The 13,155-nt window shown below is 55.7% G+C and carries 10 protein-coding genes; 2 read left to right on the plus strand and 8 right to left on the minus strand.

Annotated features, from left to right (window positions below; genetic code table 11):
- Nucleotides 1–119: 119 nt before the first annotated feature.
- The 5 genes from ACR0B0_RS00005 to glyA form a co-directional block, all read right to left on the minus strand.
- On the minus strand, nt 120–542 hold the full coding sequence (locus ACR0B0_RS00005) for a universal stress protein (RefSeq protein WP_170347762.1): 423 nt from the start codon (nt 540–542) through the stop codon (nt 120–122).
- Nucleotides 543–624: 82 nt separating this feature from the next.
- Nucleotides 625–1,995 carry an alanine/glycine:cation symporter family protein gene (locus ACR0B0_RS00010; RefSeq protein ID WP_170374140.1) on the minus strand — a complete coding sequence of 457 codons (1,371 nt, stop codon included), beginning with the start codon at nt 1,993–1,995 and terminating at the stop codon, nt 625–627.
- A gap of 25 nt (nt 1,996–2,020) precedes the next feature.
- Entirely contained in the window at nt 2,021–2,965 is a 945-nt protein-coding gene (gene lipA, locus ACR0B0_RS00015; RefSeq protein WP_170374142.1) for a lipoyl synthase, read from the minus strand.
- 14 nt (nt 2,966–2,979) lie between these two features.
- Nucleotides 2,980–4,359: a dihydrolipoyl dehydrogenase gene (gene lpdA, locus ACR0B0_RS00020; protein WP_425081143.1), complete on the minus strand. Its 1,380-nt coding sequence runs from the start codon at nt 4,357–4,359 to the stop codon at nt 2,980–2,982.
- 11 nt (nt 4,360–4,370) lie between these two features.
- Nucleotides 4,371–5,624, minus strand: coding sequence for a serine hydroxymethyltransferase (gene glyA, locus ACR0B0_RS00025; protein WP_480645944.1), 1,254 nt, complete (start codon nt 5,622–5,624; stop codon nt 4,371–4,373).
- A gap of 146 nt (nt 5,625–5,770) precedes the next feature.
- Between glyA and ACR0B0_RS00030 the strand changes: the two genes are divergently transcribed.
- Together ACR0B0_RS00030 and ACR0B0_RS00035 are read left to right on the plus strand one after the other, a co-directional pair.
- The gene (locus ACR0B0_RS00030) at nt 5,771–6,373 is read left to right on the plus strand and encodes a helix-turn-helix domain-containing protein (protein ID WP_170347767.1); all 603 of its coding nucleotides are present in this window, start codon (nt 5,771–5,773) and stop codon (nt 6,371–6,373) included.
- Nucleotides 6,374–6,917: 544 nt separating this feature from the next.
- Nucleotides 6,918–7,292, plus strand: a complete 375-nt coding sequence (locus tag ACR0B0_RS00035; protein ID WP_170347768.1) for a hypothetical protein — start codon at nt 6,918–6,920, stop codon at nt 7,290–7,292.
- A gap of 166 nt (nt 7,293–7,458) precedes the next feature.
- Here ACR0B0_RS00035 and ACR0B0_RS00040 read toward each other — a convergent pair whose 3' ends face one another.
- From ACR0B0_RS00040 to ACR0B0_RS00050, 3 genes are all read right to left on the minus strand, one after another.
- The gene (locus ACR0B0_RS00040) at nt 7,459–8,634 is read right to left on the minus strand and encodes a hypothetical protein (RefSeq protein ID WP_480645946.1); all 1,176 of its coding nucleotides are present in this window, start codon (nt 8,632–8,634) and stop codon (nt 7,459–7,461) included.
- Between the two features lie 782 nt (nt 8,635–9,416).
- Nucleotides 9,417–11,339: a DUF3604 domain-containing protein gene (locus tag ACR0B0_RS00045; protein WP_480645948.1), complete on the minus strand. Its 1,923-nt coding sequence runs from the start codon at nt 11,337–11,339 to the stop codon at nt 9,417–9,419.
- A 237-nt stretch (nt 11,340–11,576) separates the two neighbouring features.
- The gene (locus ACR0B0_RS00050; RefSeq protein ID WP_480645950.1) at nt 11,577–12,959 is read right to left on the minus strand and encodes an amidase family protein; all 1,383 of its coding nucleotides are present in this window, start codon (nt 12,957–12,959) and stop codon (nt 11,577–11,579) included.
- Between the last annotated feature and the right edge of the window lie 196 nt (nt 12,960–13,155).

The following is a 13,155-nucleotide window of genomic DNA, read 5'->3' on the forward strand; positions in this document are numbered from 1 at the left end:
CCAGCGGATACTGAACAGGCATCTCCCACCCAGCAAAATCAACCAGCTTGCCTCCCAACTCAACATGGAGATCGTAGAGAGGAGTGCGTTTTAAGTCAGTCATAGCTGTAGCCTTTCAATCAACGGGACTGGTCACGGACAACCATGACGGTGCAATGCGCGTTGCGCACAACACGGGCCAGGTTCGGGCCAATCTCATAGTTCGGGAAATCGCCTTTGGTCGACGCCATGACGATCAGATCAAAGCCGTCCTTATAGGCAAGCTTCAGAATTTCGCGGTAGACGCTGCCTTCTTCGACATGCACCGGCACATCAGAGGCATTGGCATGATCCAGTATGGCCTGAACCGCACCCCGCACGTGGTCTTTGGCGCCTGCGCCATAGTTGGCGGGTAGGTTCGGCAACTGGATGATCTCGGGGATGACGGCGACCGTGTGCAGTTCGGCACCATAGAATTTTGCCTGTTCCAAAGCGACCGGCAAAGCCAGTTTCCACGAGCGGTCGTCAGTGTGATCAATCGGCAGCAGGATTTTCGTGGCCATCACGTCTCTCCTCGAGATAGAAAATTTGTTTCAAAGGCGGGGGGCCGGGTTGGCCCCCCGTTTTATTTTGTCAGTGCCGAAGTTATTCGGCAGGTGAGCCGCCCGGTTCTTCGGACTGACCGTTCGAGGCAAAGAACTCTTTCGTCAGTTTGAAGACGATCGGGCTCAGCAATGCCAGAGCGATCAGGTTCGGGATGGCCATCATGGCGTTCAGCGTATCCGCCAGCAGCCAGACAAAGCCCAGATCTGCAGTCGCACCGAAATAGATCGCAACGATCCAAAGGATGCGGTAGGGCAGCAGGGATTTAACGCCCAGCAGGAACTCAACACATTTCTCGCCATAGAACGACCAGCCAAGGATGGTAGTGAAGGCAAAAATCGACAGCGCGATTGCGATCAGGTGACCACCACCCGGCAGAGAGGTTGCAAATGCCAGCGACGTCAGAGCCGCGCCCGATTCACCCGAGGTCCATGCGCCCGTCGAGATGATTGCTAGACCAGTGATCGAGCAGACGATGATGGTGTCGATGAACGTACCCAGCATCGCGATCAGGCCCTGATTGACCGGACCTTTGGTTTCGGCCGCTGCGTGTGCAATCGGAGCGGAACCCAGACCGGCTTCGTTGGAGAACACGCCACGTGCCACACCAAAGCGGATGGCGGCCCAGACAGCTGCACCTGCAAAACCGCCTTCAGCGGCAGATGGGGTGAAGGCGTAGGTAAAGACCAGCGACAGGGCGTTACCGATTTCGCCAATGTTGATGATCAGAACCAACAGGCCAGCGACGATGTAAGCGATCGCCATGGCCGGAACCAGCTTACCGGCAACCGCACCGATGCGGGTAATGCCACCCAGGATAACGGCGGCGGTCAGGACCATCAGAACAATTCCGGTGATCGAGGTATTCACGCCGAAATTCGATTCCAGAACTTGTGCCACACCGTTTGCTTGTACACCGTTACCGATGCCGAAGGCAGCAATGGCACCGAATAGGGCGAAGGCCCAACCCAGCCAGTGCCAATTCGACGACAGACCGTTCTTGATGTAGTACATCGGGCCGCCAACAAAATTGCCCAGCTCGTCCTTCTCGCGATACTTCACCGCGCAAACGGCTTCGGCATATTTGGTGGCCATGCCCACCAGGGCGGTCATCCACATCCAGAACAATGCGCCCGGACCGCCCAGGAAGACAGCAGTGGCCACACCGGCGATGTTACCCGTACCGATGGTCGCCGACAGCGACGTCATCAGCGCGTTGAACGGGCTGATCTGACCGTCACCCTGACCTTCGCGGCCTGCGAACAACAGCTTAAAGCCAGTGCCGATGCGCAGGATCGGCATGAATTTCAGCCCCACCTGCAAGAAGAAGCCGACGCCAAGAATGAGAACCAGCATGAGCGGCCCCCACACGACGCCATTGATGGCCCCTACGATTGAATTTAACGCTTCCATGGTTTCCCTCCCATTTGCGTTTGGATTATGCCCCGGTGGCGATAGCCCGTTGGCGGGCTTGCTTGAGGGCGGCAAAGTCTTCGTCCGCATGGAACGACGAACGGGTCAGCGGGGTTGCTGACACGTGCAGAAAGCCCTTGGAGCGCGCGATTTGCTCCAGTTGGGCGAATTCGTCCGGAGACCAAAAACGATCAATCGGGTGGTGTTTCGCGGTCGGTTGCAGGTATTGCCCGACCGTCAGGAAATCGACCTGAGCCGCGCGCAGGTCATCCATCACCTGGCGAACATCGTTTAGGGTTTCTCCCAACCCGACCATCAAGCCGGATTTGGTGAAGATCTCGGGGTTGGCGCGCTTGGCATCGTCCAGCAGCCGCAGCGAGGTATAGTAGCGCGCGCCGGGGCGAACGGACGGATACAGATGTGGAACGGTTTCCAAATTGTGGTTGAAGACGTCTGGGGCAGCCTGGAACACGACATCCGCCGCGTCGCCTTTACCTAGAAAATCGGGGGTAAGAACCTCGACCGTTGTGCCTGGGTTTTGGTGGCGGACGGCCCTAATGGTCTGAGCGATATGTTCGGCCCCGCCATCAGCCAGATCGTCCCGGTCCACGGATGTGATCACCACATGGCGCAGGCCCAGCTTTTTGACCGCCGCTGCGACGCGGCCCGGTTCAAATGCGTCCAATGCATCGGGACGTCCCGTGGCCACGTTGCAGAAGGAGCAACCGCGGGTGCAGATCTCGCCCATGATCATCATGGTGGCGTGACGTTTGGACCAGCATTCGCCGATATTGGGGCAGGCGGCCTCTTCGCAGACGGTCGCCAGATTGTGCTCGCGCATCAGACGACGGGTTTCGTAATACTCGGCGCTGTCGCCCTTTTTCTTGCGAATCCACTTGGGCTTACGCGGGATGACACTGTCTGCCTTCTTGGCCTTTTCAGGGTGGCGGGGGCGAAGCTGGATGGTCATCTGGCAGGTCCCTCTTAGGCGTGGATTGCGCGGCCCATGGCGTCAAGGCAGGCTTCTTTGACCGCCTCGCCCATGGCTGGGTGTGCATGACAAGTGGCAGCGACCTCGGCGACGGTTGCGCCTTTGGTCATGGCCAGAACCAACTCGGCAATCAGGTCTCCTCCGTGGGCGCCACAGATGTGGGCGCCCAGGATTTTGCCGCTTGGGTCCGCCAGAACCTTGACTGCGCCGTCGGTGTCGCCGGTCGAACGGGCGCGCGAGTTGGCCATGAAGGCGAACTTGCCAACCGAATACTCGGTGCCAGCCTCTTTCAGCGCTTCTTCGGTCAGACCGACCGAAGCGACCTCGGGGTCGGTATACACGACCCCCGGCACGGTGTTGTAATCGACATGGCCAGCTTGTCCTGCGAGAGTTTCCACGCAGGCGACGCCGTCTTCTTCGGCCTTGTGCGCCAGCATCGGACCGGGCACGCAGTCGCCGATGGCGTAAATGCCGGGAACCGAGGTCTGGAACGTCCCATCCACCTCGATGAAGCCGCGCTGACTTACTGTAACGCCCAGCTCCTCCAGGCCCAGCCCACGGGTGACAGGGCGGCGGCCCACAGCGATCAGGACCTTATCAGCCTCGATCACTTCTTCTTTGTCTTTGCCGACGCGATCAACGGTCAGCACCAGACCGGTATCGGTCTTTTCGACCGTTTTCAGCGCACGACCCAGCTGGAATTTCAACCCGCGCTTGGACAGTGCGCGTTGTGCCAGCTTGGCGATTTCACCATCAATGCCGGGTAGAACGCGGTCCAGATACTCGACCACGGTAACCTTTGCGCCCAGACGGGACCAAACCTGCCCCAGTTCCAGCCCAATCACACCTGCGCCGATCACGACCAGATGGTCCGGTACGCTCTCCAATGCAATCGCACCGGTCGAACTGAGGATGTCCTGCTCGTCGATCTCGATCCCCGGCAGCGAGGTCGGTTCCGAGCCGGTGGCGATCAGAATGTTTTTCGCTTGATAGACATCATCGCCGACCTTGACCTGTCCGGCAGAGGGGATGCTGGCCCAGCCATCGATATGGTCGACCCCGTTTTTCTTGAACAGAAACGCGATGCCTTTGGTCAGGTCGCCTACGATCTTGTCCTTACGCCCCATCATCGCGGGTACGTCGATGCTGGCCCCCTCGACCGCAATGCCGTGGGAGGAGAGATGTGCAAGTTCGGCATACTTGGCCGAGGAGGTCAGCAACGCTTTGGAGGGGATGCACCCCACATTCAGACAGGTCCCGCCAAGTGCCCCGCGCCCTTCGACGCAGGCCACTTTCAGTCCCAGCTGAGCCGCGCGGATCGCAGCGACATAGCCGCCAGGTCCGCCCCCGATGACAATCAGATCGTAGGTCATGACGCTAACTTTCAGTAGATCGGGTGGCTTGCGCACAGGGCGCGCACTTTTTCACGGGTTGCTTTTTCAACGGCTTCGTCTCCGCCCGGGTTCTGCGCCAGCGCGTCCAGAACGTCACCGATCAGATGGCCGATCTGCTTGAATTCCTCGGGGCCAAAGCCCCGGCTGCAACCGGCCGCAGTACCCAGACGAATACCGCTGGTGATGGTGGGTTTCTCGGGGTCACCGGGCACGCTGTTTTTGTTGCAGGTAAAGCCAGCGCGTTCCAGCGCGGCTTCGGCGTCTTTACCGGTTACGCCAACCGGGCGCAGATCCACCAGCATCAGGTGGTTTTCCGTGCCGCCCGAGACGATGTCGCAGCCACGTGCCATCATAACGTTGGCCAGAGCCGAGGCACTGTCGACGACGCGCTGCATGTACTCTTTGAATTCGGGTTTCAGAGCCTCACCGAAAGCGACGGCCTTACCGGCGATCACATGCATCAGCGGGCCGCCCTGCAAACCGGGGAATACGGCTGAGTTGATCTTTTTCGCCAGCGCTTCGTCATTGGTCAGGATGATGCCACCGCGCGGACCGCGCAGGGTTTTATGCGTGGTCGATGTCACGATATGAGCGTGCCCGACAGGAGAAGGGTGCAGGCCGGTTGCAACCAGACCGGCGATATGCGCCATGTCGGCTAGCAACCAGGCGCCAACCTCATCCGCAATCGCGCGGAAGCGGGCAAAGTCGATTTTCTGTGAATAGGCCGACGCGCCTGCAATGATCAACTGGGGCTTTTCGGCCTTGGCCAGTGCTTCGACCTGATCATAGTCGATCAGCCCCGCATCGGTCAGACCATATTGGATCGGACGGAACCATTTGCCGGATTGCGCCGGTTTCGCGCCATGGGTCAGGTGACCGCCCGCGTCCAACGACATGCCCAGAATGGTGTCACCGGGGCTGAGCAGCGCTAGCTTGACCGCGCCATTGGCCTGGGCGCCCGAATGGGGCTGCACATTCGCAAATTCGCAGCCAAACAGCTGCTTCAACCGGTCGATGGCTTCCTGCTCGACCTCATCCACATATTCACATCCGCCATAATAGCGGCGGCCGGGATACCCTTCGGCATATTTGTTGGTCAGAACCGAGCCCTGAGCGTCAATCACAGCCTGAGAGACGATGTTTTCAGATGCGATCAGTTCGATCTGTTCGGCCTGACGGGCGCCCTCGCGTGCAATCGATGCAGCAATGGTCGGATCGGCCTGTGTAAGCGACGTTTTGAACATGGTCATCTCCTCTGATTTCGAATCTCCGGTTCGAAACTATGTTTCCTATAGTGGAATTGATTCCCTTAAGGCAACATAAATCTCTTATTCGTGAAGTTGCGTGCGACTAAGGGAATATGTAAGCTGGAAAGAACGGGGAGATTTTCATGGGCGAAGACCAAAGAAACGAAGGGGTTACACCCGAAGAACTGGATGAAGGGGCGGCCTTGGGGCGTTCCATCCGCGACGCGCGACGGGAAAAGGGCTGGACTCTGGAAGAGGCCGGGCGTGCAGCAGGTATCGGGCGATCGACCCTGTCGAAGATCGAAAACAATCAAACCAAACCCAGCTTTGAGATCGTGCGGCGGTTGACACAGGCGCTGGATATGAACCCTCCGCAACTTTTTCTTCAATCGGGTCAGTCAGGCATAAACGGTCGGCGGGACTATACCGCTAAGGGGCAGGGTGAGTTCAGGGAAACCGCCACCTATTTGCACGAATTGCTGTGTTCGGATCTGACAAGCAAACGCATGCTGCCCTATGTGGCCACGATACGGGCCCGCGATATCTCTGAGTTTGACCCCTGGATTCGACATTCGGGCGAAGAATTCATGTACGTGCTGAGCGGCGAGTTGATTTTCATCTCGGAACACTACCGCCCTCTGCCGATGAAAGCGGGTGATTCGCTGTATTATGACAGCAGCATGGGGCATGGCTGTGTGTCGACCAGTGAAGAAGACGCGCAGGTTCTTTGGGTGTCGTTGGAATAGGTCGTGTACCTGGGAAACTTGGCGTTACCGCAGTTTATCACCTTTCCGGTGTGGCTTGGGTTTCGCGCACAGAAGAACTAAAAACCCAGTTTGTGGAAGTTTCAATATTGAGATCAGACGTCTTGGGATAGACCGCTAAAACCTGCTGTGATCCTTTGCTGTCGCGGTTTAAGAACAATCTATGCAGTCAACTTCGTTTAGTTGGCGTCAAACACATTCGTTACCAAACCGCGATTCCGGAACCCCAATACCGCTGAAGCTTGAATTTCCGTGGGGCGAGCAAGAGTTTTGAGGAGGGAGAAACACGTACTTATGGTCGCGTGGTTCTCTTGGCCCTCAGCCCATTGAAAGCGCATATTTGGTGCTTTCCTATTGGGCTCATAAGAAGATTGATGCCGGTGAAAACCCCGACGCCCTCATCAGGCAGGTTTTGGAAGGGAGCGAAAGTGTCGCGGCCGTTGGCGTTGCTGCCTCGAAAATACTTTAGACTCAGCATGTCTCCGAAGTCAGTCTTCCCTTCATCGCGAATTTTAGGATTTGGGACATGGACATCAACCGGCAAGCTCAGGAGTTTGGACGTGGACTAAACTTGATGGGCATAGATCCACTGCAAGGTACGACCGACAAAGAACGCGAGGCGCTAAAATATCTTGATGAGAGAACCCACAAGACTCGCACCCTACAAAGCATGGCTCCTATAGCTTTGTTTTCGGCCTCGGATGAGCTGCGCGACGCCTTCAAATCAAAGATTGCCGGGTACGAACATCACCTGCCGATTTATTTCAATGAGGAATTTGGCAACGTCGAGCATATCGAGGCTGTCAGGCGCAATGCCGAAGAGTGGGCACGAATGGTCGAAAGCACCAGCTATCAAATTTTTTCTAAGCCTGACACTGAGGGCATGTCGGAGATTGCATAAGTGCCTCCCCAGCCGACCACGGAAGACGGCAAGAAACAATAGAAAGAGGCAAGGGATAAACTAAGCGAATACAATGTGTTCTTTTAGGCAAAGGCGCGGCTCAGTGGCGAAGCTCCTAATCCAGACTAGGCGCCCGAGGATGTAGTAAGTTTCGCCAAGGCGCGGGCTAGACACGGTTCATTCTGTTTTTTTGGAACGCGCGGGTGAAGGGGTGCACCAGGCCGCATTGGCAGCTGTGGCCGCGCTTACCCGGTTGTTCCGGCCCTGTCCCGATGGCAAAGCAATAATCGCCATTGCGATACCGGATATCGCTGCATTTGAGCAGGAGGATTTCCTCAATCCGAGAGCCGATTGTAAGAACGATAAGCGGAACCCAGTAGGTCGCATCCCGGATGATAAGCTTGCCTCGTTTCCACCGGCGATGGGCCGAAAGACAGCCGGTGAAAATCGGCGACGTCAGGAACTTTGCCAGGCGTTCTTCGGTCCAGGGTATTTGGATCTTGGGCATGGTCACGCGTACATAGAGCTCATCATTCGGGGCCTGCGCCGCGATGTGCCCTTCGACCTCTTTATGGGACAACGCCTCTGGAGGATTGATGCCGAGGTTCTTGGCACTCTTGAACATACGATTCCGCCCATCCCGATCTCGCTTGATAGTCGTTATGGTGCGGCGTGGAACCAGGTTATCGGCCAGGATCACCCGCTTTTCTGCAACCGAGATATCGTCTCGCCCCCTGATCTCTTCGGTCACCAGGAGGTCATGAGCATCAGCTGCAGAGATCTCGGTCGCCTTCGAGATTATCTTTCCTTCTTTGTTAAAGCGGTTCTTACCGTGACTACGACCTTGGGTGCGGGGTAGTCGGGCTTCCCAAGCAAAGAACTCTTTTTGCCGTTCCTCGTGATCGCCGAGACGGGAATATCGCCGAAGAATTCCAGCGTCAGCTTTTCTAGGGCATTGATGTTGCCCTGCATTGACGGGGTTGGATGGTTTTTCCGGGGTCTGGCCCCAAGCGTGTGAGAGAAGAACGGGCTCCTGAACGAAGCCGTCGAAATCCTCGATACCATGTTCTTTGAGCAGTTCACGGCTGGCAGTCCGCACATCGTCGCCATCGGCTACGTCACTCTCGACATCGTTAATGCGCCGCTTGAGCGAAATGGCCTGGCGACCGAGGTCCGGCGAGAGCGGATTCGGCAAGGCAAGCGATATCATTTCACTGGCTTTTTTAAGCAGCTCTTTAACTCCCTCCCAATTTCCGCGCCTGGCGGCGCGGCGCAGTTTCTTGTTTTCAGCTTCGAGTTTTTCAATGCATTCGTCCACATCTTCCTTGGACAGACTACCCATGCTGTTCTACTCGGCCAGGATCCGGGACAACTCCACCCGGAGGGCTTCATTCAGCAGGGCCTTGGCGTCGGCAGGGGGCAGGGCAGTTGTATTCAGCGTGTCCACGATTTCGATCTCCTTTTGCTCGCAGACCGTGAAGAGCCTTGCGGCTCACATCACGGCGTCGCGCGGGAGATCGGTTCGCAACGAAAAACAGAGAAATGAGTTTGTTTGAGGGTTTGATAAGCTTCTGCGTAGGCGCTTGCGGAAATAGAAATACCGGCCCCTTCTCATAAGGTAGGGGCCGGCGCAGAGCTTGGGTTTTCGGTGGGACGAGTCGGCGCGCTTGCGGGCATAGCGCGCATCGGCATGTGTTACACTATGTGTCACAGTTTCGGATGGCTGTGACACATCGTTTTTCAGGGACTCTGTAAAGCTCTTATTTTCTTGGATTTTTTGAAGCATGTGGCTGGGGTGGTAGGAATCTTTGCCGTCCGATGAAACCTAAGAGCTTTTCCAACCGGCGGCCGAAACTGGGGCGGTTCCGAGGCATTTCGGGAGGGAACACGGGGCATGCCTGACCGCTAGAGAGGTCGTTAACCCGTGCCGACAAGTGCTGACGAGACCGCTAGATCGACCGTTCACTGGCGCTGACTGGACCGCTGACGACTGGTTCCGGGTGCTGACGGGTAGTCGCTGGTGCTGGCGGTTGGGTGGGCTTTGGTGGGGCTGGGGCGATCGTTCGAGCGGATTGCTGTCAACGTCCGCAACGAGCCCATACCCGACCGACATCGTAAATCGAATTATTGTTGTGGCGAGTACCAAATCGGCGAAGTGTAGGCCCGTTCCTGTGTTGTTAATTGGACGCCATCCGGCATGTCTATTCCGAACTTCACTGCATCATACGCCGTCCAGCGAGGGGTCGGAATTTCCATAACCCGGGCATAATAAAATGCGCTTTCCGAGGGATCGAAATCCGGGTCTTCCCACACGGTTCCCAGCTCAGAGGCTCCAATTGTGTTGGTCCACGAGGGGATAGAAAGGTCCACTGTGGTGCCTACCGACGGCAACTTGCCAGCGGCATCTGGTTCGCGGGAACCAGACCAGGCCACGTCGTAGACTTTTTCCCGTTGCTCTCCATCTGCATCTAACCAGCCCTTTATGATCTGGATTCGATCCAGGTTTGCTCCCATCGGATCACGAAGCGCATATACTAGAAAGGAAGGTGCGCCTTCACCGGGGTAAAGATCACCACCCATCGGCACCCCTTTGCTGTATCCCACAAGCGCCAAGTCGCGCCGTAGGGCATCTTCTTCGGCAAAAGAAAATCCTCCGAACATACGGACGCGCATTCGAGGTCCTGTAGTTGCGTAGGTTTCACGCCGATGCATCGCATCCCAAATGGCTTCTCGGGAATTCTCCTGCGCCCACACAGCTGTCAAACCACCAGTAATGTATTGCGACGAAAGCAGCGCAACAGTCCCGTCAGCATAGGTCTTACTGACATGTTGGCTGCGCTCTTCGCTGGGCTCGTAACCGGTAAACTTCCCGAAGAAATTGTCGTTATCTGGAGCCGTTAAACCTGTGTGTGTGTCACTAGCCCCACCCAGGCCAAACTTGAAAGGGTTTACTCCCAAAGCCTTTTCCAAAGATAAGCCTCGAAGTAACCCGGATCGAGCGTATTCACCGGGCAACATTTCTGGCTCTTTCGGAACCGAAGCATCCAGATTGCCGTAATCCCATGTTTCGAAGTCAGCAAATTCATCGTCAGGTGATAGGAACGGGTGGGCCTCACCATCTCCCTTAATCTGCGTTGGTTCGTATAGTCTTTCCCATTTGTTTCGCGCTTCTGCGTATGCGGGGTCTAACGGCACACCATCCGCGAAGTCATCGACTAACGGGAACATCCAGCCGTTAGACAAGTTCCCATTATGTGGAATAGCAAGAACACGCCCGCCTGTCGTTTGTTCATAGTTCTCCAACCACTTCCAAAGATCACGAGGGTTAGGTGAGCCCACAGGTGGCGTTGTTGTATAAGGCAGTATCTGTCTTGTGAGCTCAGGGCCATCGCGAAAGATCACATTTCGGTGCAAATTGTTCCCTGCGACGAGAGATGTCCATTCATAGGCAATAAAGGTGCTGAACACGCCCGGATCATTGTACTCTTCCGCGGCATCGATAATTTCGTCCCAAACACGGGCATACGCAGGGTTGCCTGGTTGATAGTTCAGCGCAGGGGAAACCTGTCCTTGCGCAAACGCGGCTGTAAGCTCAAGCGCAGCCGCTAGAGCGGCTTCTCCGCCCTTATTGAATTCTTCATGGAAATATCTGCCTTGCTCATCTGCCAAGATATTGGGAGCACCTCCGATGATATCGGTAATCGCACCCATAGCATCCGAATGATCTGTAATTATGAAGAAATCGAGAGGCCTCGACAACTTTACAGGTTGCCCCGTGTTCGACACAACTTCTTCGCCATGCGCAAACCGATAGGCATCATGAGGCATGAGGCGCGTACCGCCCCCACCAGCATCCCCGGAAAGACCAGTGTGAACGTGAGTGTCACCAAAATAGACTTGAGTTGGATACGCACGTTCGGCGTAAGGTGAATAAGGTCGACCGGAAGGGCCTGAAAGGCCTGACGGATTTATTGCATCCTGAGCTAGGACTGGGCTCCCCAGAATGAGAGCTGCCGGCAAAACATAGCGAAACAATTTTTCCTCCATAATTGAAGGCACCATAGCATAACTCTGCTCGGGAAGTTATTTCGACTGAGTTTGAAGGTTTGCTAAGTCCGCACAGCCGGCGCTGGTCATGTCGGGACAGACCACAAGCCCGATAGAAAGCGTCGGTTGAGCGGTGTGAGCCCTTTTGCGCCTTTGCTGAGGAGCGAATAACAGATCATCAAGGATGTTAAGTGGGTGGGTACAAGGTTACGATTACGTTTTCTGTTCTCCAAAATCTTAGGCACTCAACAGAGCAGCTTCAACCGCTTTCGCAATACTAAGCAGATCGAGGTCAGCCTCCGGGCGCCCGTCAAGTTCCAACCCCACAGGTAGATGATCCCTTTCTGAAGCACTCAGGGGGATTGATATTCCCGGAGCACCATAGACCCCGGTTGCAGCAACGTTTCGCATGAAAACAGGCAATATAGGCACATATTCACCGTTCAGGAAAACGGCCTCATCAGATCCCTCAATTGGGGGGGCTTCAAGTGGTGCAGTCGGAAAGATCAGGGCATCGAGTCCAAATTCCTCAAACAGCCTTAGATAAATCTGTCTGATCCCATCAATCCTGGCGATTGCCTCACGATAAGTAGTCTCTGATGGCGCGTCGTCACCCAAGACCGAATTGACATACGTGTTCTTGACGTCCTTGCTAGCGATCTTGTCGACCATGTCCTGCAATGTTGTGTTTGGTTGCTTTTGCGCCAGACAAGCAGCCATTGCATTTTTCATTTCGTAAAAACCAGCGGAGAACCCCACTTCGAAAGATGCAGCGCTTATCGGCGATATGTCGACTTCGATCAGGGTAAAGCCAGCCTGTTCGAGTTTTGCGAAAGCATCGCTGACGGCGCGAGACACATGGGGCGAAAGGTTCACCATGTAGTCTTTTACTAAACCTAGGCGCAGACCTCGCAGGTCACGAGGTTCAGGCATTGTTTGATGAGTCATAATTGAAAACATATACGCAACGTCTCCAACGGTTGTCGCCATGGGGCCTGCAACGTCAAACGTCGGGACAGAAGGGACAATGCCGTTCATATCTATCAGCGACGTCGAGGGTCGAAACCCAGCCACGCCTGTCAGTGCGGCGGGAACCCTGATCGAACCCGCGGTATCGGTTCCGAGCCCACCCAAAACGATCCCGGACGCAATCGCTGCAGCGGTTCCACCTGATGACCCGCCCGGGATACGGGTAAGATCGGCGGGGTTTCGAACGGCGCCAAACGCTGCGTTGTTAGACGTCACCCCAAAGGCAAGTTCGTGCATGTTCGCTTTGCCAACAACAATTGCACCCTCGGATGTCAGGCGGGAGACAATCGGGGCCGACTTCGAGGCAACATAATTGATACTCGGGGTGCCTGCTGTGGTCCGATACCCTTCAACATCGATATTGTCCTTGATAGCAAGTGGTACACCCGCCAATCGCCCGGTGTTGCCGCCAGAGCCAATCAACAGATCCACCCGCCTCGCGTCTGCCAAGGCCTTGTCCCGGTCATATGAAATGAAAGCGTTGATTTCACTGTTGGAAGCCATCTCATCAAACGCCTGCTCGACGAGCGAAACCGCCGAGAGCGATCCGCTGCGAACCTGATTTGCTTTTTCAACAATAGAGCCGGACATCTGCTGAATACGTACCAAAGTTATGAATGCGTCTGAAGTTTATATTCGTCGATTCTCCGGTCAGCACCAAACTGTTCGACGGGAATTCACTCAAACGCGTAGATGCTTCATAGAATGGGCTAGGTTTTTGCGAATGCTGCAAACGGCAACTTCGTTCGCCTGACGGAAACTCGTCCAGAATGCTTGAATATCCGCT

The organism is Ruegeria sp. BA12 (genome assembly GCF_056539625.1).